The sequence below is a fragment of the Streptomyces sp. NPDC107765 genome (assembly GCF_055657085.1).
On record NZ_JBVKBL010000022.1, the window covers coordinates 22,491 to 47,574 of the forward strand.

Sequence of the window (25,084 nt, forward strand, 5' to 3'; positions counted from 1 at the left end):
CCGCGTTTTTGTGCGGGATGCCACAAGTTCCGACCCAACGAGCCCTCGCAAACCGGACATACGGCGGACTCCGGCTGGCTCCGGCCGCCTCCGAGGGACTCCCCCGGACATACGACGGCTCCCGTGGTGAGCGAACACCACGGGAGCCGGTCAGAACGTGACGCACCGTCATGCGCCAACGAAGAACTAGCCGCTGACGACCGTCACCTCTCCGATGCCCAGCGCCTTGACGGGCTCGGTGATCTGCGCGGCGTCGCCCACCAGGACGGTCACCAGGCGGTCCACCGGGAAGGCGTTGACGGCGGCGGCGGTCGCCTCGACCGTGCCGGTCTCCGCGAGCCGGAGGTACAACTGCGCCTGGAAGTCGTCCGGGAGCTGCTGCTCCACCTGGTCGGCGAGGGTGCCCGCGACGGCCGCCGCGGTCTCGTACTTGAGCGGCGCCACCCCGACGAGGTTCTGCACCGCGACGTCCCGCTCCTCGTCCGTCAGCCCCTCTGCCGCGAGGGTCCGCAGCACCTTCCAGAGGTCCTCCAGCGCGGGCCCGGTGGAGGCGGTGTCCACCGAGCCGCTGATGGCGAGCAATGCCGCGCCGGTGGTGCCCTCGGGGGACGTGGGAGCCGTGGAGCGCAATACCTGGCCGAAGGCGCGCACCCCGTAGGTGTAGCCCTTCTCCTCGCGCAGGACGCGGTCCAGCCGGGAGGTGAGGGTGCCGCCCAGGCAGTACGTGCCGAGCACCTGGGCCGGCCACACGCGGTCGTGCCGGTCGGCGCCGATCCGGCCGATGAGCAGCTGCGTCTGGACCGCGCCGGGACGGTCCACGATCACCACGCGGCCGGTGTCGTCGGCGGCGATCGGGGTGGCCCTGACCGGCTCGGCGGTCGAACCGCTCCAGGCGCCGAGGGTGTCGGCCAGCGCCGCGGCCAGGTCGATGTCGGTGAAGTCACCGACGATCACGGCGGTGGCCGTGGCGGGCCGGACGTGCGCGTCGTAGAAGGCGCGCACGGCCGCGGCGTCGATCCGCGCGACGGTCTCCTCGGTGCCCTGGCGGGGGCGGGAGATCCGCGCGGTGGCCGGGAACAGCTCCTTGGAGAGCGCCATCGCCGCGCGGCGGGCCGGGTTGGCGAGCTCGTGCGGGATCTCGTCGAGGCGGTTGCGGACCAGCCGCTCGATCTCGCTCTCCGGGAAGGCGGGGGCGCGCAGCGCGTCGGCGAGCAGGCCCAGCGCGCGGGTCAGCCGGGACGCCGGGACCTCCAGGGAGACGCGTACGCCGGGGTGGTCGGCGTGCGCGTCCAGCGTGGCGCCGCAGCGCTCCAGCTCGGCGGCGAAGCCCTCCGCGTCGTATTTGTCGGTGCCCTCGGACAGGGCGCGCGCCATGATCGTGGCGACGCCGTCCAGGCCCTCGGGCTCGGCGTCCAGCGGGGCGACGAGGTTGATCTCGACCGCGACGACCTGCTGGCCGGGGCGGTGGCTGGTCAGGAGGGTGAGGCCGTTGGGCAGTTGGCTGCGCTCGGGGGCCGGGAAGGCCCACGGCTTGGGCGCGCCGCTCTGGGGCTGCGGGTGGAACTGCATGGTGCTCCCTGCGGAATCCTGACGGGTGGCGTCGCTCACTGCTCCGTCTCCCCTTCCTCGGCGTTGCCGGCCGGCTCGGTGGGCTCGTAGACGAGCACCGCGCGGTTGTCGGGGCGCAGCCGGGCCTTGGCGACCGCCTGCACCTCCTCGGGGGTGATGTCCAGGACCCGCTGCACGGCGGTCAGCGCGAGCTGCGGGTCGCCGAACAGGACGGCGAAGCGGCACAGTTCGTCGGCGCGGCCGCTGACCGTCGCCAGGCGGTCCAGCCACTCGCGCTCCAGCTGGGCCTGCGCCCGCTCCATCTCCTCCGGGGTGGGCCCCTCGGCGGCGAACCGCGCCAGCTCCTCGTCGACCGCGCGCTCGATGGCGGGCACCTCCACCCCGGCGGACGTCTTCACGTCCAGCCAGCCCAGGGAGGGGGCACCGGCCAGCCGCAGCAGACCGAAGCCGGCGGCGACGGCGCTGCGGTCGCGGCGCACCAGGCGGTTGTACAGGCGGGAGGACTCGCCGCCGCCCAGGACGGTCAGCGCGAGGTCGGCGGCGTCCGCCTCACGGGTGCCGTCGTGCGGCAGGCGGTAGGCCGCCATCAGGGCACGGGAGGGCACCTCCTCCTCGACGACCTCGCGCAGCTCGCTGCCGATCACGTCGGGCAGGGTGCCGTCCCGGGGCGGCTGCTTGCCGTCGTGGGAGGGGATCGAGCCGAAGTACTTCTCGATCCAGGCCAGCGTCCGGGCCGGGTCGATGTCGCCGACGACCGACAGGACGGCGTTGTTGGGCGCGTAGTACGTACGGAAGAACGCCCGGGCGTCCTCCAGGGAGGCGGCGTCCAGATCGGCCATCGACCCGATGGGGGTGTGGTGGTACGGGTGGCCCTCGGGGTACGCCATGGCCGTCAGCTTCTCGAAGGCCGTGCCGTAGGGGACGTTGTCGTAGCGCTGGCGGCGCTCGTTCTTGACGACGTCGCGCTGGTTCTCCAGGGACTCCTCGTCGAGCGCGGTCAGCAGCGAACCCATGCGGTCCGCCTCCAGCCAGAGCGCCAGCTCCAGCTCGTGGGCGGGCATGGTCTCGAAGTAGTTGGTGCGCTCGAAGCTCGTGGTGCCGTTGAGCGAACCGCCGGCGCCCTGCACCAGCTCGAAGTGGCCGTTCCCCTTCACCTGCGCGGAGCCCTGGAACATCAGGTGCTCGAAGAGGTGAGCCAGGCCCGTACGGCCCTTGACCTCGTGGCGGGAGCCGACGTCGTACCAGAGGCAGACCGCTGCGACCGGGGTCAGGTGGTCTTCGGAGAGCACCACGCGCAGGCCGTTGGCCAGCCGGTGCTCGGTCGCTGTCAGGCCGCCGGAGCCGGCTTGTTCTGTGGCCGTGTGACCCATGGGCATGTACGTCCCTTCGATCGCTTGCGAGGAAGTTCTGTCACTGTATGCAACCGCGTCGGCATCTGGCGAAGTTCCCGCAGGACCGCCCCCGAACGAGGGCCCGCGCAAAAGCCGTCATGGGGCCGCCGCCGGGCCGTCGTGGAGGCCGCCACCGGGCCGCCGCGGGGGCGGAAGGGGGAGTCGCGGTCGGCGTTGTCAGTGGGGCGGTCCACAATGGTCCGCGTCAGACTCAGAGATACTCGCCGGTTGATCCCCCAGCTGATCGACCCGGCTGATTGACCGACGACGCCCCGGCGCCGTCCCCGACCTCGGCAGTAGACGCAGCAGAAGGAGCCGCAGCCGCGATGGCCCGCCGCAGCACGAAGACCCCGCCGCCGGACGACTTCGAGGAGAGGATCCTCGACATCGACGTCGTCGACGAGATGCAGGGTTCCTTCCTCGAGTACGCGTATTCGGTCATCTACTCGCGCGCCCTGCCGGACGCCCGCGACGGCCTCAAGCCCGTGCACCGCCGCATCCTCTACCAGATGAACGAGATGGGCCTGCGCCCCGACCGCGGCTATGTGAAGTGCGCCCGGGTCGTCGGCGAGGTGATGGGTAAGCTCCACCCGCACGGCGACGCGTCCATCTACGACGCGCTGGTCCGCATGGCGCAGCCGTTCTCGATGCGGCTGCCGCTGGTCGACGGCCACGGCAACTTCGGCTCGCTGGGCAACGACGACCCGCCGGCCGCGATGCGGTACACGGAATGCCGGATGGCGTCCGCGACGTCCCTGATGACCGAGTCGATCGACGAGGACACCGTCGACTTCTCGCCGAACTACGACGGCCAGGAGCGGGAGCCGGTCGCCCTCCCCGCCGCGTATCCGAACCTCCTCGTGAACGGCACCTCCGGCATCGCCGTCGGTATGGCGACGAACATGCCGCCGCACAACCTCGGCGAGGTCATCGCCGCGGCCCGCCATCTGATCAAGCACCCGAACGCGGACCTCGAGACGCTGATGCGCTTCGTGCCGGGCCCGGACCTGCCGACCGGCGGCCGGATCGTGGGTCTGAGCGGCATCCGGGACGCCTACGAGAAGGGCCGCGGCACGTTCAAGATCCGTGCCACGGTCACGGTGGAGAACGTCACCGCGCGCCGCAAGGGCCTGGTCGTCACCGAACTCCCCTTCACCGTCGGCCCGGAAAAGGTCATCTCCAAGATCAAGGACCTGGTCGGCTCGAAGAAGCTCCAGGGCATCGCGGACGTCAAGGACCTCACCGACCGTGAGCACGGCCTGCGCCTGGTGATCGAGGTCAAGAACGGCTTCAACCCCGAGGCCGTCCTGGAGCAGCTCTACAAGCTGACGCCGATGGAGGAGTCCTTCGGCATCAACAACGTCGCGCTGGTGGACGGCCAGCCGCTGACGCTGGGCCTGAAGGAGCTGCTGGAGGTCTACGTCGACCACCGCTTCGAGGTCGTGCGCCGCCGCAGCGAGTTCCGCCGCAGCAAGCGCCGCGACCGGCTGCACCTGGTCGAGGGCCTGCTGACGGCCTTGGTGGACATCGACGAGGTGATCCGCCTGATCCGCTCCAGCGAGAACAGCGCGCAGGCCAAGGAGCGGCTGATCGAGCGCTTCTCGCTGAGCGACGTCCAGACCCAGTACATCCTCGACACCCCGCTGCGCCGGCTGACCAAGTTCGACCGGATCGAGCTGGAGTCGGAGCGGGACCGGTTGCAGGAGGAGATCGAGAAGCTGACCCGGATCCTGGAGTCGGACGCCGAGCTGCGCAAGCTGGTCTCCGGCGAGCTGGCCGCGGTCGCGAAGAAGTACGGCACGGACCGGCGCACGGTCCTGCTGGAGTCGGCGGGCACCACGGTCGGCGCGGTGCCGCTGGAGGTCGCCGACGACCCGTGCCGGGTGCTGCTGTCCTCGACGGGCCTGCTGGCGCGTACGGTCACCGGCGAGGTGCCGTTCGACGTCGACGCCAAGCGGGTCAAGCACGATGTGATCGTCTCGGCGGTGCCGGCGACGACCCGCGGCGAGGTGGGTGTGGTGACGTCCCTGGGCCGGCTGCTGCGGCTCCCGGTGATCGATCTGCCGCAGCTCCCGGAGACCGCGGCGGCGCCGAGCCTCGCGGGCGGCGCCCCGCTCTCGGAGTTCCTGACGCTCCAGGACGGCGAGGATCTGGTCTGCCTCACCACCTTGGACGAGTCCTCGCCGGGCCTGGCGCTCGGTACGGAACAGGGCGTGGTCAAGCGGGTGGTGCCCGACTACCCCGCCCACAAGGAGGAGTTGGAGGTCATCACCCTCAAGGAGGGCGACCGCATCGTGGGCGCGGTCGAGCTGCGCACCGGTGAGGAGGACCTGGTCTTCATCACCACCGAGGCGCAGCTGCTGCGCTACCCGGCGTCGCAGGTACGGCCGCAGGGCCGGCCCGCGGGCGGCATGGCCGGGGTCAAGCTGGGCGAGGGCGCCAAGGTGATCTCGTTCGCGGCGGTCGATCCGGCGGCCGACGCCATGGTCTTCACCGTCGCCGGCTCACACGGCACCCTGGACGACTCGGTCGCCACGGCCAAGATCACACCGTTCGACCAGTACCCGCGCAAGGGCCGGGCGACCGGCGGGGTGCGCTGCCAGCGGTTCCTGAAGGGCGAGGACTGCCTGATCCAGGCATGGGCCGGACCGGCGCCGGTGCGGGCGGCGGACGCCAAGGGCGCGCCGGTGCCGCTGCCGGAACCGGACCCGCGCCGGGACGGCTCGGGAGTGGCCCTGACGAAGCCGGTGGCGGCGCTGGCGGGACCGGTGTAGGCGGGCATCTGAAAGCGAGGCTCCGCCTCTCTGCCGACGGGAGCGTTGACGCCGTCGGGTGAGGGCGACTCGACCTCGTCGGGTGAGAGGAAGCGGACGCCGTCGGGTGAGAGGCAGTGGACGCCGTCGGGCCGGTGCGGAACCGGCCCGACGGCGTTACGCGTTTCCCCCGCTCGTCTATTCGTCCCCCGACTCGTCCTTCGCCACGTCCCCCAATTCATCTCCCTCACGGGAGGCCACGTACCGCAGCACGCCCCACATGCTGTTCACATCGGCCTCCGGCGGCCCGGTCTCCCGGCAGTTGTCCAGCTCCTTGCGGAGCGCCGGGGCGTCGATGCCGCTGCCGATGAGGACGAGCTGGGTGGTCCGCTCCTCGCCCCTCGGCCAGGGCTCGGGGTAGAAGCGCAGGAAGTCGCCGACGGCATGCACGGTGAACTTCTGCCGGTTCTCGGGGATGTCGAAGTGGACGAAGCCCTTGATGCGGTAGAGCCCGGCCGGCCGACTGTCGAGGAAGGCCATGAGCCGACGCGGGTGCATCGGCTCCGCCGAGCTGAACTCGACGCTCTGGTAGGCGGCATGGAGGTGCCCGGCGTGGTCGTGGGCACCGTGCGCTCCACAGGCGTCGTGGCCGCAGAGGCTGTCGGGGTCACGGTGGCCGTCGCCGTCGTCGCAGCGGCCTTTCTCAGAGCGGTCGTTGGGGTCGTGGTGGGCGTTCTCGCGGAGGTTTTGGGGGTGCTCACCGTTGGCCGCGGCCTCGCGCAGCAGGTCTTCGAAGGACAACTGGCGCACGGCCGCGTCGTGGTCCTCCCCCACCCCGCGGTCGAAGAACAGCTCGGGGTCGACCCGTCCGTACGCCGTACAGATCACCGGCCGGCCGGGCGCCAGGTCCGCGAGGGCGTCCCGGAGCGTTCGGCGCGCCGCGTCGTCGATCCGGTCGGCCTTGTTGAGCACCACGATGTCGGCGATGCCGACGTGCCGGTCCAGCTCGGGATGGCGGGCCCGCGTGGACTCGAACTCGGCGGCGTCCACGACCTCGATCAGCCCGCCGTAGACGATCCGGTCGTTGTCGCTGGCGAGGATCATCCGGATGAGTTCCTGCGGCTCGGCCAGCCCGCTCGCCTCGATGACGATCACGTCGATACGGGCGGACGGACGGGCCAGCCGCTCCAGATACGTGTCCAGTTCACTGGTGTCGACCGCACAGCACAGACAGCCGTTGCCGAGCGAGACCATCGAGTCCACCTGCCCGGCGACGGTCATGGCGTCGATCTCGATGCTGCCGAAATCATTGACGATCGCGCCGATACGGGTCCCGTCACCGGCTCGGAGCAAGTGGTTGAGCAGTGTCGTCTTACCCGAACCGAGGAACCCTGCGAGCACGACGACCGGGATCTGTTGCGTGGCCAGAAGGCGCCTCCATGGTGCGGGTGGCGGGCGGCACGGCCCGGCGGCGGACGAGCCGTCGATCCTAACGGACCGGCCATACGCCCTCCCCATAGCCGCTCGGACCGAGCATCTCGTCCGGCGCGGGGGGGGGGGGAGCGCGCGGCCAACCGGCCGACGCCGGGCCGGGACCTCGTCAGACGCATGGGCTTGGCCAGGCTCATCGGCCTGCTCAGGCACCACGCATCGGAACCCTGGCCCGCCGCCCGGGCCCCGCACCGCGGCCCGGTAGCGAGGCACGTTGCCGGGATCGGTGCCGGCTCCCGTGCCGAGGCAGGGTGCCGGGGTCGGTGCCGAACTCCGTGCCGGGTGCCGTGCCGAGGCAGGTTTGGCCGGCGCCGGATCCGGGGCCGAGCTTCGTGCCGGGTCCCATCCCGAGGCAGGGGCCAGGGGCCGGTGCCGAGGCCGGTGCCCAGTCCCGTGCCAAGGCAGGGGGCCGAGGCCGGTGCCCAGCTCCGTGCCGGGTCCCGTGCCAAGGCAGGGTGTCGGGGGCCCATGCCGAGGCAAGAGGCCGGGCCGAGGCAAGGGGCCGGCCGAGGCAAGGGGCCGGGCCCCGGTGCCAAGGTCCGGCGCCGCCGCCCCGTGCCAGCCCTGCGGCGCCGACCTCATCGCGCCGTCCTCCCGCCGCTGCCCAGGACCTCGTGGTGCCGACTAGCTGGGCACCACCTCCGGCAACGGCTGCGGCGGGGGCGGGCCGACGTACCGGGCAGCGGGACGGATGATCTTCGAATCCTCCGCCTGCTCCAGGACGTTGGCGCTCCAGCCGACGACCCGGGCCGCGCAGAAGGTGGGCGTGAACATCTCGCGCGGCAGTCCGCACAGCTCCATGACGACGCCCGCGTAGAACTCCACGTTGATGTGCAGCTCGCGGCCCGGCTTGAGCTCGGCCAGGAGTGCCTCGGCGCGCGCCTCCACCTGGACGGCGAACTCCACCAGCGGCCCGCCGAACTCCTCGGCGATCCCCCGGAGCATCCGTGAGCGCGGGTCCTCCGTGCGGTAGACGGGATGGCCGAACCCCATGATCCGTTCGCCGCGCAGGACCCGTTCGCGGATCCATGAGTCGATCCGGTCCGGTGTACCGATCGCGTCGAGCGTGTCCAATGCCCGGCTGGGCGCTCCGCCGTGCAGCGGGCCGGAGAGCGCGCCGACGGCTCCGACGAGGCAGGCCGCGAGGTCGGCACCGGTGGAGGTGATGACCCGGGCGGTGAACGTCGAGGCGTTGAAACCGTGGTCGATCGTGGAGATCAGATAGGCCTCTATCGCCCGGACCCGGCGGGCGTCCGGTTCCTCGCCGGTGAGCATGTAGAGGTAGTTGGCGGCGTGCCCCAGATCCGGTCGCGGCTCCACGGGCTGCTGCCCCTGGCCGAGCCGGTACAGCGCGGTGAGCAGGGTCGGTACGGCGGCGACGGTGGCGAGCGCGTCGGCCCGCCGACGGTCGGCGTCGATGTCGTACAGCGGCCGGAATCCGGCGCTCGCGCCGAGCAGCGAGAGCGCGGTCCGCAGCCCGGCGAGCGGGCCCGCGAGCGCACCGGCCCGAGCCAGGGCGGGCAGTGCGTCGCGCACCGCCGAGGGCAGCGGCCGCAGCGCGGCGGTCTCGGCCTTGAAGGCCGCCAACTGGGCCGCATCGGGCAGCGCCCCGTGGAACATCAGGTACCAGACGTCCTCGAACGTGCGGGTCCGAGCCAGCTCGACGGCGGAGTACTGGCGGTAGTGGTAGAAGCCCTCGCGCCCCCGGACGTCGCCGAGTTGGGTCTCGGTGACGATGACGCCCGCGAGTCCGCGGGGTGCCTCGATGGGTGCGTTCGCCTCGGCGATCGGCATGGCAATTCTCCTCGCTCTTCCTCCCCAAATATTGATTCGACTATCTATGCTTGACTCAATACTCGTCAATATTGATTGGATCAATGTAGCCGTCATGTGGAGGGTCAATGCGGCAGGGGCCTGGACATGGATGAGTCCGGGAACGGACGGGCTGGATACGGTGATCCCATGGCGGATCACGACACGGCGCAGGACACCGGCGAGCGACGGCTGAGCACGCGGGAGGCGGCCGACCGGCTCGGCGTGAAGCCGGAGACGGTCTATGCGTACGTCAGCCGCGGTCAGCTGACCAGCCACCGGGAACCGGGCAGCCGCGGCAGCACCTTCGACCCGAAGGAGGTCGACGCGCTGGCCCGCCGCAGCGGCCGCCGCGAACCCTCCATCGCCGGCGCCCAGTTGGGGATCCGCACCGGCATCACCCTGATCGACCGCGACCACTGCTACTTCCGTGGCGTGGACACCGCGGAGCTCGCCACCCACTACAGCTACGAGGAGGTCGCGGAGTGGCTGTGGACCGGCGTGCTGCGCCGCGGCATCCGCTTCACCGCCCCGCAGGACGCCCGGGCCGCGGCCCGCCGCGCCGTACGGGCGCTGCCGCCGCACAGCGGGCCGATGGATCGGCTGCGGGTCGCGGTGATCGCCGCCGCGGCCGCCGACCCGCTGCGGTTCGACCTCTCCGAGGACGCCGTCCTCGGCACCGCCCGCAGCCTCATCCCGACCCTCGTCGATGCCCTCCCGGCCCTCGGCGAAGAACCCTCCGCCACCGCACCGCTCGCGCCCCGGCTCTGGTCCCGGCTGACCGCGGAGCCGGCCGACCCCGCATCGCTGCGCGTCCTGGACGCCACGCTGGTCCTGCTCATCGACCACGACCTGGCCGCCTCCACGCTCGCGGTCCGGGTCGCGGCCTCCGCCCGCGCCCATCCGTACGCGATCGTCTCGGCGGGCCTGGGGGCCCTGGACGGTCCGCTGCACGGCGCCGCGAGCGGGCTGGCACACCGGACGCTGCTGGAGGTCCTGGACCGGGGCAGCGCGGCCGCCGTCGTGGCTGATCATCTGCGGGCCGGCCGCCGGGTACCGGGCCTGGGCCACCGCCTCTACCCGGGTGAGGACCCGCGCGCCGGCGTCCTCTTCGCGCTGCTGGCGGACGTACCGCAGGCCGCACCCGCCCTCCAGGCCGCCCGCGAGGTCGTCACCACCACCGCCCGCCACACGGAGCTGCACGCCAACGTCGACCTGGCACTCGCCGTGCTGACCGTCGCGGCGGGCATGCCTCCCGAGGCGGGTGAAACCGTCTTCGCCCTCGCACGCACCGCCGGCTGGATCGCGCACGCCCTGGAGGAATTCGACGAGCACCCCCTGCGCATGCGCCCCAGCGGCCAATACCACGGCCCACGTCCCCCGCAGCCACTGCCGTGAGCGGACCGAAGCCGAAGCCGCCCTGCGCGTCCGCCAAGAGCCGGCACCAGCGGTCGTGCGCATCAGTCGTAAACAGGCCGCAGCCATCCTGCGCGCCTGCCGTGAGCGGCCTTGAGCTGTCTCGCTCACCCGCCCCGAGCAGCCCCAAGCCGCCTCACTCACTCGCCCTGAAGAACCCCGAGCCACCTCACTCGTCCGCCCTGAGCGGCCCTGGGCGATCCGGCGTTCCTGCCGCGCCGAAGAGCGAATGGCCGGTCGTTCCCCCACCGGCGATCCATGAACGGACCCGCGTTGCCGCCACGGCGCGACGGCATTTCGCCTCGCCCGTTCCTCCCGCGCAGGCGAGCGAGCGGTCCGGCGTGCCTGGCGTCTGAACCATGAGGTTAGGCTCGCCTTCGTGAGTACCTGCGCCTCTGCCTCCCTCAACGCGGCCGAACCGCTCGCCGGGACCTCGGCCACCGCCCGCACCTGGCTGCTCATCGAGCAGACCGGTCCCTGGGGAGCCAAGGCGCTCACAGACAGCCACCTCGACCCGGAACTCGGCCGGGCCCTGGACGCCGCGGCGGACGGGACGGGCGTACGCATCGCCCTGATCCGGCGGCCGGGCCGCCACGCCGACCGCCACGGCGTCTCCCGCCGCCGGCTCTTCCTCGCGCACACCGCGCCGGGGCGCTCCTGGCTCCGGACGACCACCGTCACCGATCCCGGCGCCGCCCTCGGGCTGGACTTCGCCGCCCTCGGCGCGGGCGAACACCACGACATCTGGGAACCGCATTCCGGCGACCCGCTGGTCCTCGTCTGCACCAACGGCAAGCGGGACCGCTGCTGCGCCCTTCTCGGACGGCCACTGGCCGCGGAACTCACCGCCGCCGGAATCGACACCTGGGAGGTCACCCACCTGGGCGGCCATCGCTTCTCCCCCACCCTTTTTCTCCTTCCTTACGGTTACGCCTACGGCCGTGCCTCGGCGCATCTGGTCAAGTCCGCCGTGGAGGCGGCGCGCGGCGGGCGGATCGCCTTGGGCCACTGCCGTGGCCGTTCGGCCTGGGGCCGCCCCGCCCAGGCGGCCGACCTCGCGGTCCGGGCCCGGATCCGTGAGGACCGCGCGGACGCCCTCGACGTCGTACGGGTCGAAGCTCTTCCGTCCACACCCGCCGCCACGTCAGCCGGCAGTGCGGGGCCGTCCTGGGCCGTCACGGTCGCGCACACGGACGGCCGGGCCTGGCAGGTGACCGTCGAACAGCGCACCGACGGCGCTCCCACGCCCGCCAGCTGCGGCGCACCCCTCCTTCCTCCGGCGCGGATGGCGGTCACCTCGCTCACCACCGCAGAACTGGCCTGACTCCTTCACGAATTCACGGATGCGACACGGGCCGTGGCGATCCGGCACCGCCACCGTCACCCTCCGTGACGACTCTGCGAGAATAAGCACTCACGCTCCGCGACCGAAAGCCCTGTGGATAACTCCCGCGAACCCACCCTTGGCCGTCCATAGGCCGCTCCGCCGCTCCCGTCGCGGCCCGGCCGGCGCGCCGCGCGTGGCCACCCGGACACCCTCCGAATTCCTGGCCGCAGGGATTACCGGCCCGGCGGTCGGCCCGCTTACTGTTCGTGCGTATGGGCGAGAAGGAAGCGTCGGTTCCGCGCCCGAGCGCCGCAGAGCCCTCGGGTCCCGCACCGTTTCCCGCCGGCCCCTCCACCCCGCCCGGAGCGACCGGCCCGGGCGGCACGGCCACAGCACGCACCACGACCGGACCGCGCCTGACGCGCCCCCGGCTGGGCTGGCCGCGGCGCGTCTTCTCCCAGGTCCTGCTGATGCAGCTGGCCATCGCCACGGGGGTCACCGCGCTGGCGACCGGGCTGTTCCTCGCCCCGCTCAGCGCCCAGCTGGACGATCAGGCGATGCGCCGTGCGCTCGCGATCGCGCAGACCACCGCCGCCGAACCGCGCCTCGACGACGCGCTGGAGGCGTCCCGCCCGAGCCGCCACGGGCCCGTCCAGAACGAGGCGGAACGCATCCGCGCGGCCACCGGCGCCGAGTACGTCGTGATCATGGACAAGCGCGGGGTGCGCTGGTCCCACACCGACCCGGACGAGATCGGGCGCCATGTCTCCACCGATCCCAGCGCCGCGCTCTCCGGCCGTGAGGTCATGCAGATCGACGAGGGCACCCTCGGCCGCTCCGCGCGCGGCAAGGTCCCGCTGCGGGACGAGAACGGCAAGGTCGTCGGCGCGGTCTCGGTCGGCATCGCGTACGAGAGCGTGCGGGAGCGGCTGCTGTCCACCGTGCCGCAACTGCTCGCTTACGCGGGCGGCGCGCTCGCCGTCGGCGCACTGGCCGCCTATCTCGTCTCCCGCCGTCTCCAGCGCCGCACCCATGACCTGGCCTTTTCCGACATCTCCGCGCTGCTCGCCGAGCGAGAGGCGATGCTGCACGGCATCCGGGAGGGCTTCCTCGCGCTCGACGGACAGGGTCGGATCCGCCTGATGAACGACGAGGCGCAGCGCCTCCTCGATCTGCGCGCCGAGGACACCGGCCGCCCCCTGGACGCCGCCCTTCCCCCGGGCCGGACGACCGATGTGCTGGCCGGCCGCGTCTCGGGTGCTGACCTGCTGGCGGTCAGCGGGCACCGGGTGCTGGTGGCGAACCGTATGCCGACCGACGACGGCGGGGCGGTGGTCACCCTGCGCGACCGCACGGAGCTGGAGCGGCTGGGCCGCGAACTCGACGGCACCCGCGGTCTCATCGACGCCCTCCGGGCCCAGGACCACGAGCACGCCAACCGGCTGCACACCCTCCTCGGCCTGCTCGAACTGGGGCTGCACGAGGAGGCCGTGGAGTTCGTGACCCGCGCCGTGGGCGTCCACCGGGCCACCGCGGAACAGGTCACCGAGCGCATCCACGATCCGCTGCTGGCCGCCCTCCTGGTGGGCAAGGCCACCGTCGCCACCGAACGGGGCGTGTCCCTGCGGATCGCGTCCGGCACCCGGCTGCCCGACCGCCTGATCGACCCGCACAGCCTGGTCACCGTCCTCGGCAACCTCGTCGACAACGCCCTGGACGCCACTGCCGGTGCGCCCGACGCCCAGGTGGAGGTGGAGGTGCGGGCCGAGGGACGGACCGCCGTCGTGCGCGTCGCCGACAACGGGCCGGGCGTCCCCGAGGAGCGTCGCGCCGAGATCTTCACCGAGGGCTGGACCACCAAGGAGCCGCCCGCCCACGGGCAGCGCGGCATCGGACTCGCGCTGGTCCGCCGGCTCGCCGAGCGTTACGGGGGCCGCGCCGTGGTGGAGGAACGCCCAGGAGGCGGCGCCGTGTTCACCGTCACGGTCCCCGACGCGCTCTCCGAGGAACCGGCCGGGGCAGTCGGCGACCCCCAGGGCGCGCGCCGCGCCGAGGACGCCACGGAGGCCGGCCGATGATCGACGTGCTGGTCGTGGACGACGATGCGCAGGTCGCACGGATCAACGCCGCGTATGTGGCCAAGGTGCAGGGTTTCCGGGTCAGTTGCGTCGCACATACGGCGGCGGAGGCCCTGGCCGCCCTGGAGACGCACCCCGTAGAGCTCATCCTGCTGGACCACTACCTGCCCGACCGGACCGGCCTCCAACTGGTCGGCGAACTACGGCGTCGTGGCCTGTTCACCGACGTGATCATGGTGACGGCGGCCCGCGACATCGCGACCGTACAGGCCGCGATGCGGCACGGCGCGCTCCAGTACCTGGTCAAGCCGTTCACCTTCGCGGGCCTGCGCTCCAAGCTGGAGGGTTATGCGGCACTGCACCGCACCTTCGCCGGCGGCGGGCAGGCCGAGCAGTCCGAAGTGGACCGGCTCTTCGGCGTGTTGGGCGCCGCGAATGCCGGCTCCGCCGAGCTGCCCAAGGGGCACTCCACCGCCACCGCCGACCGGGTGCGCTCGGTGCTGCGCTCCGCGGACACCCCGCTCTCGGCCCAGGACGTCGCCCACCGGGCCGGACTGAGCCGGCAGACCGCCCAGCGCTATCTGAAGCTCCTGGAACGCGCCGGCCGGGTCCGCCTCACCCTCCGGTACGGCGAGACGGGCCGGCCGGAACACCGCTACGAATGGGTCTGACCCGCGGCGGAAGCTAGGCCGCCCCCGCCCCCGTGAGTGCCCGCACCTCCGCCTCCGCGTGCCGGGCCGGATCGGCGGCCTCCGGGGAGAGCAGCGTTCCCAGCCAGCCCATCAGGAAGCCCAAGGGGATCGAGACCGCCCCCGGGTTGGACAGCGGGAAGACGGCGAAGTCCAGGTGGGGAAAGAAAGATTCCGGGCCTCCGGAGACCACGGGTGAGAGCACCACCAGGGTGAGCGCGGGGACCAGCCCGCCATAGACGGACCAAACGGCACCCCGCGTCGTGAAGCGGCGCCAGAACAGGGCGTAGAGCAGGGCCGGCACATTGGCCGAGGCGGCGACCGCGAAGGCCAGGCCCACCAGGAAGGCGATGTTCAGGTCCTGGGCGAGCAGCGCCAGTGCGATGGCGGCGGCTCCTACCCCGACCGCGGCGAGGCGTGCCACGGCCACCTCGCGGCGCTGTGCGTCCCGTACGGTGCCGCGCGGCCGGCGCAGCGAGGCGTACAGGTCGTGGGCCACGGAGGCCGACGAGGCGAGGGTGATGCCGGCGACCACGGCCAGGATGGTGGCGAAGGCGACCGCGGCCACCACGGCGAAGAGAACGGTTCCTCCGGTGGAACCCGCTCCGCCTCCCAGGTCCACGGCGAGCAGCGGAACGGCAGTGTTGCCCGCCGGGTTGGAGGCCCGGACCGCATCGCTGCCCACCACGGCGGCGGCTCCGAAGCCGAGCACGATGGTCATCAGGTAGAAGCCGCCGATCAGCCCGATGGACCAGCCGACGGAACGACGGGCGGCCCGCGCCGTGGGCACGGTGTAGAACCGCGACAGGATGTGCGGCAGCCCCGCCGTGCCCAGGACGAGGGCCAGTCCGAGGCTGAGGAAGTCCAGCCGCGCGGTCCAGCCGCCGCCGTATTTGAGCCCCGGGGCGAGGAACGCCCGTCCGTGGCCGCTGCGTTCGGCGGCGGTGTTCAGCAGCGCACCGAGGTCCCCGTGAAAACGGATCACCACCAGGACGGTCAGGGCCGTCGCACCGCCCATGAGGAGCACCGCTTTGACCACCTGGATCCAGGTGGTGGCCCGCATACCGCCGAAGGCGACGTACACCACCATCAGGGCGCCCACGCCGATCACCAGCCAGGCACGGGCCTGCGGTCCGGCGCCGCCGAGCAGCAGCGCCACCAGACTGCCGGCACCGACCATCTGCGCCACCAGGTAGAGCACGGACACGGTGACGGACGCCGCGCCGACCGCGACCCGGACAGGGCGTTCCCGCATCCGTGCGGCGACGACGTCGGCGAGGGTGAACCGCCCACAGTTCCGTACGAGTTCGGCCACCAGGAAGAGCACGAGCAGCCAGGCGACGAGGAAGCCGACCGAATACAGCAGACCGTCGTAGCCGAAGAGGGCGATCAGCCCGGTGACGCCGAGGAAGGACGCGGCGGACAGGTAGTCACCCGCGAGGGCGAAACCATTTTCCATGGGGGAGAAGAGCCTCCCGCCCGCGTAGAACTCCTCCGCCGAGCCACGTCTGCGGCGTCCCGCCCAGAGGGTGATCGCCAGAGTGAGCGCGATGAAGGCGCTGACCAGAGTCAGGCCGAGGGTCTCGTGGCCGCCGGTCACCGCGCGTTCCCCCCGGTCAGTTCCTGGGTTTCCCAGCGGATCTCCAGTGCGGCGCGGTCCCGTCGGAGCCGCGCGTGCCGCATGTAGGCCCAGGCGAGCAGAAACGTTGTGGCGAACTGGCCGAGACCGGCGGCCATCGCGACGTTGAAGGCACCGACGAGCTGGCGGGCCATGAGACCCGGCGCGGCGATCGCCGCCACCACATAGGCGAGGTACCAGATCAGGAAGGCAAGGGTGGCGGGGACGACGAAGCTCCGGTAACGGCGGCGCACCTCCTGGAACGCCCCACTCCGGTGCACCGCCAGATAGATCTCGTCCGGGGGAATCCTGCCGCCCCGTGGGCCCCCTACGGTCAGCGGCTCCTCGGCCTCCCCTTCGTAAGCCACCGCGTCCGGCGCACCGGCCGGTTCTGCCCACCCGGGGGCGAGGGCGTCGTACCAGGGGTCGTCGAGCCGTACGGCCCCGGGCTCACCGGCCGAGCGGCCGTCCTGCTTGTTCACCGAACTCTCCTTGGTGCACGGGTTGGTTGTCCGTGCCGCCCAAGGGTGGACAGAAAGGAAGATCCCGGACGCTCGCTTGCCGCCCCTTCACCCCATCAGGTGATGGACCACCGGGAACTACCCGGGCGGCTGTGCGAGCCCGCTGCGGTACGCGTAGTGGATGGCCTGGGCCCGGTCGCGCAGCCCCGCCTTGGCGAAGAGGTTGTTGATGTGGGTCTTCACGGTCGCCGTGGAGACGTGCAGGGCGCGGGCGATCTCCGGGTTCGACAACCCCTCGGCGACCAGTCGCAACACCTCCACCTCGCGTGCGGTCAGCCCGTCCGGGGGCTCCGCCGGCGGCTGCGGCTCGGTGCACGCGGGCCCGGTGAAGCGCTCCAGGAGGCGGCGCTGGATCTTCGGCGACAGGCCGGCCTCACCGGAGAGCACGTCGTCAATGGCGCGCACGATCTCGTCACCGTCCGCGTCCTTGGTCAAATAGCCGCGGGCGCCGGCCTGCAGGGCGGGGAAGAGCGAGTCGTCGTCGGCATAGGTGGTGAGCACCACGACCTGGGTGCCGGGGTGCTCCGCGCGGATCCGGCGGGTGGCCTCGACCCCGTCGCAGCGCGGCATGCGCAGGTCCATCAGGACGACGTCCGGGGCGTACCGGGCGACCAGTTGGACCGCCTCCTCGCCGTCCGCCGCCGAACCGACGACCTCAATCCCCGGCAGCAGCCCCAGCAGCATCACGATTCCCTCGCGCACCACCGTCTGGTCATCGGCGACCACGACCCGCGTCACCGTACGTGCCGTCATGCGGGCACCCGCAACCGCACCACGAAACCCTCCTCATCAGGGCCGGACTCCAGCGTTCTGCCGAGGAGTTCGGCGCGCTCCCGCATCCCGAGCAGACCGTACCCGGAACCGCTCGCGGAGAGTGCGGAGAGTTCCGGGGCCCGCCCGCGGCCCCCGTCGTCCCGCACCTCCAGCCCCACGTCGTCGGCCCCGTAGTCCAGCCGCACGCTCACCCGCGCCCCCGGGGCGTGCTTGCGCACGTTCGTGAGCGCCTCCTGGGCGACCCGGCGGACCGCGAGGCCCGCCTCGGCCGGCAGCACGCGGGGCGCGCCCGTCACGTCCAGCCGAGCGCCCTCAGCGGCCGTCAGACGGCACAGGAAGTCCTCGACCGGGATCAGCTCCCCGCGGAGGGCGGAAAGCGCCTCACGGGTGCCGTCAAGGCCTTCCCGGGCCATCCCGCGGCACGCCACCACCCGCTCCAGGAGCTGTGCGCGGTCCGCCTCCAGGTCGGGACTGCGCTGGATCAGCTGCCGCACCGCCTCCAGATGCACCAACTGGGCGCTGAGGCTGTGGGCGAGGACGTCGTGGATCTCCCGCGCGATCCGCCCCCGTTCGGCCAGTGCCGCCGACTCCGCCTCGGCCTTGCGGGCCGCCCGTTCCTGGGCCAGCAGCCGCTGGGCATTGCCGCGCGCCTCGGCGTCGAGGCGGATGACGTAGCCGGCGAGGGCCAGGCCCGCGGTGGTCGTGGTGGTCGTCAGCCAGCCGTCGGTGTTCATCACGGCGTACGCGGCGAGCGCGGCCGACGAGCACAGCACGCCGACGGCCAACGGCAGCCGCTCCATCGCGGTGATGGCGCAGGCGCACCACAGGACGATCGCCGGCGTCCGGGCGCCGGCGAAGGAGAAGCCGAAGGCCGCGGCCTCCAGAACGAACAGCAGGCCGACGGACGGCCCGAGAAGGCGGTCGCGCGTCACGCGGAAGAAGGCGCGGAACGCCAAGAGCGTGGCGGCGACGCCCGCGAGCGCCGCCACCAGTGCCCAGCCCCGGAAGTGCGGCCCGGCCACGGTGGACCACGTCAGCCCCGCGACGACCAGGACACGCACCGACCGGCCGATCCACAACCGGGCGCCGCTCATGCCGTCACGTGCCAGCGACTCCCGCAGGGGCCAGCTCGTCAAGGAAGGGGGCAGCACGTACGGTCCTCGATCGGTGGACGGCGATACGGGACGCGCCGGGGCCTCAGCCGGCGACAGGGACACCGTACGTCCGCTGGACGCTCCGGGCCCGCCAGGTGGTGACCCCGGTCCGGGTCAGCAGCATCACGGCGACCGAGAGCATGATCGCCGGGCTGCCCTGATGGACGCCCAGGGTCGCGGCGAGGGCCATCAGGCCGCCGCGCAGCACCATGGCGCAGAGCCAGACCCCGGCCGCCGCCCAACTGCCCTTGGTCCACACCACCCCGTCCGCGTCCGTCCAGATGCGCGTCGTCCAGGCCCAGCCCGCACCGCAGGCCAGCCCTATCAGGAGCCCCACGGCCAGCAGGGCGGCGGAGACGGTCCGGTGCGCGGGGTCCAGGAGGCCGGGCTCGCGCAGCGCCAGGAATGCCAGGACGGCGGGGATCAGCCACCACTTCCTGCCCTCGGACGTGATCCGCTGGGCACTGAACTGCTTGATGAACACGAATACGACAGCCGCGACGATCGCCACGATGTTGAGCAGGCCGCTCATGACCTGAGCCTCCGGGAGACGGGATTTCCGACGTCCCCGACGCTACGGAGAGTGGCGGCCGCGCGGATCGGCGCCAGGGTGGGGAGCGGGTGGAAAGCGCGGCGGGCGCCGCTCCACCCTGGGGTGGAGAGACGCCCGCCCAGGCTCAGGGAGCGCTCAGGTGTCGATCCGGGAACGGTCCAGAGTGGCCGCGGAGTTGGTGATGAACTCCTTGCGAGGGGCGACCTCGTTGCCCATCAGGAGGTCGAAGGTCTTCTCCGCCGCCTCCAGGTCGCTGATGTTGATCCGGCGCAGGGTGCGGTGGCGCGGGTCCATGGTCGTCTCGGCGAGCTGGTCGGCGTCCATCTCACCCAGGCCCTTGTAGCGCTGGATGCTGTCCTTGTAGCGGACGTTCTTGCGCTGGAGCTCCAGCAGGGTCTGGCGCAGCTCGTTGTCCGAGTAGGTGTAGATGTACTTGTCCTGCCCCTTCTTGGGGTTGGTCAGCTCGATGCGGTGCAGCGGCGGCACGGCGGCGAAGACCCGGCCCTGCTCGACCATCGGCCGCATGTACCGCTGGAAGAGGGTCAGCAGCAGGATGCGGATGTGGGCGCCGTCGACATCCGCGTCGGCCAGGAAGATGACCTTGCCGTAGCGGGCCGCGTCGATGTCGAAGGTGCGGCCGGAACCGGCTCCTATGACCTGGATGATGGCGCCGCACTCGACGTTCTTGAGCATGTCCGAGACCGACGACTTCTGGACGTTGAGGATCTTGCCGCGGATCGGCAGCAGGGCCTGGAACTCCGAATTCCGGGCCAGCTTGGCGGTGCCCAGCGCGGAGTCGCCCTCGACGATGAACAGCTCGCTGCGGTCGACGTCGTCGCTGCGGCAGTCCGCGAGCTTCGCCGGCAGAGAGGAGGACTCCAGCGCCGTCTTCCGCCGCTGCGCCTCCTTGTGCTGGCGCGCGGCGATGCGGGTGCGGGCCGCGGCGACGACCTTCTCCAGGATGGCGCGCGCCTGCTGCTTGGCGTCCCGCTTCGTGGACGTCAGGAACGCCTTCAGCTCCCGGCTCACCACCTGGGCGACGATCCGGGAGGCGGCGGAGGTGCCGAGCACCTCCTTGGTCTGGCCCTCGAACTGCGGCTCGGCGAGGCGGACGGTCACGACCGCGGTCAGGCCCTCCATGGCGTCGTCCTTGACGACGTCGTCCTCGGCGACGCGGAGCAGCTTGCTCGACCGCAGGACCTCGTTGACCGTCTTGGTGACCGCGCGCTCGAAGCCGGAGACGTGGGTGCCGCCCTTGGGGGTGGCGATGATGTTGACGAACGACCGGAGGGTGGCGTCGTAGCCGGTGCCCCAGCGCAGCGCGATGTCCACGCCCAGTTCGCGGGTGACCTCGGTGGGTGTCATGTGGCCGCGGTCGTCCAGGACCGGCACGGTCTCCTTGAACGTGCCCTGTCCGGTCAGCCGCAGGACGTCGCACACCGCCTTGTCCTGCGCCAGGTACTCGCAGAACTCGCTGATGCCGCCGTCGTAGTGGAAGGTCTCCTCGGTCTTGCCGGCGCTGTCGAGGCCGCGCTCGTCGCGGACGACCAGGGTGAGGCCCGGAACGAGGAAGGCCGTCTGGCGGGCGCGGGCGTACAGCGTCTCCAGGGAGAGCTTGGCGTCCTTGAGGAAGATCTGCCGGTCGGCCCAGTAACGGACCCGGGTGCCGGTCTTCGTCTTGGGGATCCGCTTGCCCTTGTGCAGGCCGTTGGCCGGGTCGAACGGGGCGTCCGGGCCCGATTCGGTGAAGAAGCCGGGCACGCCGCGGCGGAAGCTGATCGAGTGCGTCTTGCTGTTGCGGTCGACCTCGACGTCGAGGCGGGCGGAGAGGGCGTTGACGACCGAGGCGCCGACGCCGTGCAGACCGCCGGAGGCCGCGTACGAGCCGCCGCCGAACTTTCCGCCGGCGTGCAGCTTGGTCATCACGACCTCGACGCCGCTCAGCCCGGTCTTGGGCTCGACGTCCACGGGGATGCCGCGGCCGTTGTCGCGCACCTCCACGGACCCGTCGTCGTGGAGGACCACCTCGATGTGGTCGCAGTAGCCGCCGAGCGCCTCGTCGACGGAGTTGTCGATGATCTCCCAGAGGCAGTGCATCAGACCGCGGCTGTCCGTGGAGCCGATGTACATGCCGGGGCGCTTGCGGACCGCTTCGAGGCCCTCCAGGACGAGCAGATGCCGCGCGGTGTAGTTAGAACCGTCCCGGTCTGCCCCGGTCAGCACTGCGGTGGACGGCACGGACATCTCGGCGGTCACGCGGTTCGCTCCTCGCTGAATTTCTGGCAGTCCGCATTCCGCGGACTCGGTTGTGGCGGTGTCGCCCGTCAGAGGGTACCGAGGCCTGGTAGAGCCGATGTGACGCCACCCGTAAGCATGCTCATGGTAGTAGAATTTCGCTCGTGCGTTCGATCGCTCGTTGGGGTGACGTCCGAGTGACGTGCACATCACGTTCCCTTCGAGGCATGAACCATTTAGGCTCCGGGCACGTCCTCATCAACAACCGGCAAGCCAGCCGGGGGGACAGACCCAGCACCCAACGTGAATCAGACCACCAAGCAATACGGCTCATTCGCCGCCACCCGGCAGCACCCGGCCCCCTCGAAGAATTTTTTCGAGGAAAAGGCACGAGCGGGAACGTTTTCGGCCTGGTTGGATGTTGACCCTGGTACGACAGCTCGTCGAGCTAGAGAAGAGGCGACGTGACTACTGTTCTGACACCCGCGAGCCCGCTGACGGCCGCTGACCGCTGCGACCGCTGCGGCGCCCAGGCATACCTGCGCGTCGTCCTGATGTCCGGCGGAGAACTGCTCTTCTGCGCCCACCACGGTCGCAAGTTCGAGCCAGAACTCAAGAAGATCGCCGCGGAAATACAGGACGAGACGGAGCGGCTGAACGCTTCTCCGGCGTCCGCGTCCGATGAGGAACGCTGACACTTCGCATCCACGACGAGCGAGCAGCGGCCTTGCGCCGTGCGGCGGGCGGTCACCCGGCACCACCGGGGGGCCGCCCGCACTCGTGCGCGCGCCCCGCTCGCCCTGCCGGCTCCCCGCGGCGGCTCAGCCCGCACCGTGCGCCGATACGGCCGGAAGCAGCGCCGACGCCCGCGTGTAGACCCCCGGGCTCCCCGCCTGGCCACAGCCGGTCCCCCAGGACACCAGCCCCACGAGACGTCCGCGGACGACCAGCGGTCCGCCGCTGTCGCCCTGGCAGGCGTCCCGCCCGCCGTCCGGTTCCCCCGCGCACAGCATGGAGCGGGACCGGTACGTACCGTCCGCGGTGCCCGGATAGGCCCGCGCGCAGACCGCGTCGCGCAGCACGTTGACGTGCGCCGAGCGCAGCCGTGACGCATAGCTGCCCTCGCCCGTGGTGTCTCCCCAGCCGTAGACCGTGGCCCGGCTGCCCGGCCGATAGCCCGGGTCCTTCCGTCCCGCTATCGGGATGGGCCGGTTCGGTACCGGCTTCGGGAGCGTGAGGACGGCCATGTCGCCCTCGTTGGTCCAGCTGTCATAGCGGGGGTTCACCCAGACCTTCGCCGGCTTGACCTCCTGACCGCCGCCGCCGGTGAGGTTGTCGCGACCGATCACGATGCGCAGGTCCCGGACCTGCCGCCAGGGGACGCCCAGCACCTCCTTGCTCAGGCAGTGCGCGGCCGTCACGACCGTGGAGTGCCCCACCAGCACCCCACCGCAGAACTGACCGGAGCGCTGGGCCCCGAAACGCTCGTGGGAGGCCAGCGCCACCGCCCAGGGACTCTGGGACAGCTGGGTGGGCTTCCCGCCGATCACCGACTCGTCCGCGGCCGCCGGCACGGGCAGGGTGAGGACCAGTGCGAGGGCTCCGAGAACGGCGCCTGCGGTCGGACGCATACGGACTCCTGACTGTGGGACAGCGGTCGCCCACCCAGAGTGACCCAAACGGCTGCGCCGCGCACCCGGACGGCGGCGAGCCCGGCCCCTCCCCCATTGGAGAGACCGGGCTCACGGCGCTGTACGGGCCGGGCGGTTGGACTAGTCGAGGTAGTCCCGCAGCACCTGGGAGCGCGACGGGTGACGCAGCTTCGACATCGTCTTCGACTCGATCTGACGGATCCGCTCACGCGTGACGCCGTAGACCTTGCCGATCTCGTCCAGCGTCTTCGGCTGGCCGTCGGTGAGACCGAAGCGCATGGACACGACGCCGGCCTCCCGCTCCGAGAGTGTGTCCAGAACCGAGTGCAGCTGCTCCTGCAGGAGCGTGAAACTCACTGCATCGGCGGGCACGACAGCCTCGGAGTCCTCGATCAGGTCACCGAACTCGCTGTCGCCGTCCTCACCCAGGGGGGTGTGCAGCGAGATCGGCTCGCGGCCGTACTTCTGGACCTCGATGACCTTCTCGGGGGTCATGTCGAGTTCCTTGGCCAGCTCCTCCGGGGTGGGCTCGCGGCCCAGGTCCTGGAGCATCTGGCGCTGGACACGGGCCAGCTTGTTGATGACCTCGACCATGTGGACGGGGATACGGATCGTACGGGCCTGGTCGGCCATGGCGCGGGTGATGGCCTGGCGGATCCACCACGTCGCGTAGGTCGAGAACTTGTAGCCCTTGGTGTAGTCGAACTTCTCGACCGCACGGATCAGACCCAGGTTGCCCTCCTGGATCAGGTCCAGGAAGAGCATGCCGCGGCCGGTGTAGCGCTTGGCCAGGGAGACCACCAGACGGAGGTTGGCCTCCAGGAGGTGGTTCTTCGCCCGGCGGCCGTCCTCGGCGATGATCTCCAGCTCACGCTTGAGCTTCGGCGCGAGCTTGTCGGAGTTCGCCAGCTTGTCCTCGGCGAACAGGCCCGCCTCGATGCGCTTGGCGAGCTCGACCTCCTGCTCGGCGTTGAGGAGCGGGACCTTACCGATCTGCTTGAGGTAGTCCTTGACCGGGTCGGCAGTGGCGCCGGCCGCGGCGACCTGCTGGGCGGGAGCGTCGTCCTCGTCGTCGTCGGAGAGGACGAAGCCGGCGTTCTCCGGAGTGTCGGCGCCCTCGGGGCCCTCGCCCTTGCCGGGCGCCGGGGTCTCCTCGGTCACCTCGTCGTCGAGCAGCTCGTCGACGTCCTTCTTGGCCGCGGTCTTCTTCGCGGTGGCCTTCTTGGCCGTGGTCTTCTTCGCGACCGTCTTCTTGGCGGTCGCCTTCTTCGCCGCTGCCTTCTTCGCAGGCGCGGACTCGGACTCACCGGCCGGGTCCCCCGCGGGGGCGGTGGCGGCGGCGGTGGTCTTCTTGACCGTGGCGGTCTTGGCCGCGACGGTCTTGGTGGCGGTGCGCTTCGCCGGACTCTTCGCTGCGACGCTCTTGCGGGTGCGCTTGGGCGCCTCTGCGGCACTGACCATCAGCGTCACACCCTCCTCGTCGAGGATCTGGTTGAGGCTGCGCAGAACGTTCTTCCACTGGGTTGGCGGAATCTGGTCAGCCTCGAAGGCCCGACGCACGTCATCGCCGGCGATCTGCCCATCTGCCTTTCCCCGCTCGATGAGCGCCATCACAGACTCGGACTCGGCGATCTCCGGCGGGAGCGTACGGGATGTGCTGGCCGACACGAACAACCTCTCGGAACGATGGAAACGGCTTCCGACCCCGTCCAGTGTGGATCGGAGCCGACGACCGCCGGTGGGGATGGACCGACGGCGCAGGGGCAACCGGGGAGTTGAACAGCGTCACGAACGCCGCTCGTATTCCCTCCTCGGCTATCACCTCTTAAGTCATCGCGCTTCCCGGGAGAGCGTTACGCCCAATCTGCGTGGCCCGAGTCACACCCCATAACGACCCATTCCCTGTCATATGACATGCAATCCTCCCGAGATCTGCCGCCGGATCCGGTCGACGCCCCGGATCCGGCGAGCGTGTGCGCCTCCGCCGCGTACGGCGTGCCCAGCCCGAGGGGTACGCAGGGCACGGGGCCGCGCGGCGCCTACGTTCCGTA

18 protein-coding genes are annotated in these 25,084 nt (G+C 71.5%); 6 read left to right on the top strand and 12 right to left on the bottom strand.

Annotated elements, in window-relative coordinates:
* Positions 1-186: 186 nt before the first annotated feature.
* Together ACZ7MX_RS35965 and ACZ7MX_RS35970 are read right to left on the bottom strand one after the other, a co-directional pair.
* A complete protein-coding gene (locus tag ACZ7MX_RS35965) occupies positions 187-1,569 on the bottom strand; it encodes a M16 family metallopeptidase (protein WP_472138564.1) in 1,383 nt (460 codons plus the stop codon).
* A 35-nt stretch (positions 1,570-1,604) separates the two neighbouring features.
* Positions 1,605-2,939 carry a M16 family metallopeptidase gene (locus tag ACZ7MX_RS35970; protein WP_472138565.1) on the bottom strand — a complete coding sequence of 445 codons (1,335 nt, stop codon included), beginning with the start codon at positions 2,937-2,939 and terminating at the stop codon, positions 1,605-1,607.
* A gap of 347 nt (positions 2,940-3,286) precedes the next feature.
* Here ACZ7MX_RS35970 and ACZ7MX_RS35975 point away from each other — a divergent pair, with 347 nt between their 5' ends.
* Complete coding sequence (locus ACZ7MX_RS35975) at positions 3,287-5,734, top strand: DNA gyrase/topoisomerase IV subunit A (protein ID WP_472138440.1); 2,448 nt, start codon at positions 3,287-3,289, stop codon at positions 5,732-5,734.
* Between the two features lie 177 nt (positions 5,735-5,911).
* Here ACZ7MX_RS35975 and ACZ7MX_RS35980 read toward each other — a convergent pair whose 3' ends face one another.
* Together ACZ7MX_RS35980 and ACZ7MX_RS35985 are read right to left on the bottom strand one after the other, a co-directional pair.
* A complete protein-coding gene (locus ACZ7MX_RS35980; protein ID WP_472138567.1) occupies positions 5,912-7,141 on the bottom strand; it encodes a CobW family GTP-binding protein in 1,230 nt (409 codons plus the stop codon).
* A gap of 687 nt (positions 7,142-7,828) precedes the next feature.
* The gene (locus ACZ7MX_RS35985; RefSeq protein ID WP_472138442.1) at positions 7,829-8,998 is read right to left on the bottom strand and encodes a citrate synthase/methylcitrate synthase; all 1,170 of its coding nucleotides are present in this window, start codon (positions 8,996-8,998) and stop codon (positions 7,829-7,831) included.
* Between the two features lie 168 nt (positions 8,999-9,166).
* Between ACZ7MX_RS35985 and ACZ7MX_RS35990 the strand changes: the two genes are divergently transcribed.
* The 4 genes from ACZ7MX_RS35990 to ACZ7MX_RS36005 all read left to right on the top strand — a co-directional run bounded on the left by ACZ7MX_RS35990 (position 9,167) and on the right by ACZ7MX_RS36005 (position 14,508).
* On the top strand, positions 9,167-10,414 hold the full coding sequence (locus ACZ7MX_RS35990; RefSeq protein WP_472138444.1) for a citrate/2-methylcitrate synthase: 1,248 nt from the start codon (positions 9,167-9,169) through the stop codon (positions 10,412-10,414).
* A 397-nt stretch (positions 10,415-10,811) separates the two neighbouring features.
* The gene (locus ACZ7MX_RS35995) at positions 10,812-11,756 is read left to right on the top strand and encodes a sucrase ferredoxin (protein ID WP_472138446.1); all 945 of its coding nucleotides are present in this window, start codon (positions 10,812-10,814) and stop codon (positions 11,754-11,756) included.
* Between the two features lie 473 nt (positions 11,757-12,229).
* Positions 12,230-13,837, top strand: coding sequence for an ATP-binding protein (locus tag ACZ7MX_RS36000; RefSeq protein ID WP_472138568.1), 1,608 nt, complete (start codon positions 12,230-12,232; stop codon positions 13,835-13,837).
* On the top strand, positions 13,834-14,508 hold the full coding sequence (locus ACZ7MX_RS36005) for a DUF7342 family protein (RefSeq protein WP_472138447.1): 675 nt from the start codon (positions 13,834-13,836) through the stop codon (positions 14,506-14,508). The genes ACZ7MX_RS36000 and ACZ7MX_RS36005 overlap by 4 nt, the downstream gene beginning before the upstream one ends.
* A 13-nt stretch (positions 14,509-14,521) precedes the next feature.
* On the opposite strand, the gene ACZ7MX_RS36010 is transcribed toward ACZ7MX_RS36005, so the two are convergent.
* From ACZ7MX_RS36010 to ACZ7MX_RS36035, 6 genes are all read right to left on the bottom strand, one after another.
* Positions 14,522-16,126 (bottom strand): solute symporter family protein, encoded by a 1,605-nt coding sequence (locus ACZ7MX_RS36010; protein WP_472138449.1) that lies wholly within the window; start codon positions 16,124-16,126, stop codon positions 14,522-14,524.
* Complete coding sequence (locus tag ACZ7MX_RS36015; protein WP_472138450.1) at positions 16,123-16,626, bottom strand: DUF485 domain-containing protein; 504 nt, start codon at positions 16,624-16,626, stop codon at positions 16,123-16,125. The genes ACZ7MX_RS36010 and ACZ7MX_RS36015 overlap by 4 nt, the downstream gene beginning before the upstream one ends.
* Positions 16,627-16,743: 117 nt before the next feature.
* The gene (locus ACZ7MX_RS36020; RefSeq protein WP_472138451.1) at positions 16,744-17,418 is read right to left on the bottom strand and encodes a response regulator transcription factor; all 675 of its coding nucleotides are present in this window, start codon (positions 17,416-17,418) and stop codon (positions 16,744-16,746) included.
* Entirely contained in the window at positions 17,415-18,533 is a 1,119-nt protein-coding gene (locus ACZ7MX_RS36025; protein WP_472138569.1) for a sensor histidine kinase, read from the bottom strand. Before ACZ7MX_RS36025 ends, ACZ7MX_RS36020 begins: the two co-directional genes overlap by 4 nt.
* Positions 18,534-18,636: 103 nt before the next feature.
* A complete protein-coding gene (locus tag ACZ7MX_RS36030) occupies positions 18,637-19,125 on the bottom strand; it encodes a DUF1453 domain-containing protein (protein WP_472138453.1) in 489 nt (162 codons plus the stop codon).
* A gap of 156 nt (positions 19,126-19,281) precedes the next feature.
* Positions 19,282-21,402: a DNA gyrase/topoisomerase IV subunit B gene (locus ACZ7MX_RS36035; protein ID WP_472138454.1), complete on the bottom strand. Its 2,121-nt coding sequence runs from the start codon at positions 21,400-21,402 to the stop codon at positions 19,282-19,284.
* A 443-nt stretch (positions 21,403-21,845) separates the two neighbouring features.
* Here ACZ7MX_RS36035 and ACZ7MX_RS36040 point away from each other — a divergent pair, with 443 nt between their 5' ends.
* Entirely contained in the window at positions 21,846-22,076 is a 231-nt protein-coding gene (locus tag ACZ7MX_RS36040; RefSeq protein WP_030412880.1) for a DUF7455 domain-containing protein, read from the top strand.
* 126 nt (positions 22,077-22,202) lie between these two features.
* Here the strand turns inward: ACZ7MX_RS36040 and ACZ7MX_RS36045 are convergent, their stop codons facing one another.
* On the bottom strand, positions 22,203-23,012 hold the full coding sequence (locus tag ACZ7MX_RS36045) for a S1 family peptidase (protein ID WP_472138457.1): 810 nt from the start codon (positions 23,010-23,012) through the stop codon (positions 22,203-22,205).
* Between the two features lie 141 nt (positions 23,013-23,153).
* Positions 23,154-24,701, bottom strand: a complete 1,548-nt coding sequence (locus ACZ7MX_RS36050; RefSeq protein ID WP_472138459.1) for an RNA polymerase sigma factor — start codon at positions 24,699-24,701, stop codon at positions 23,154-23,156.
* Between the last annotated feature and the right edge of the window lie 383 nt (positions 24,702-25,084).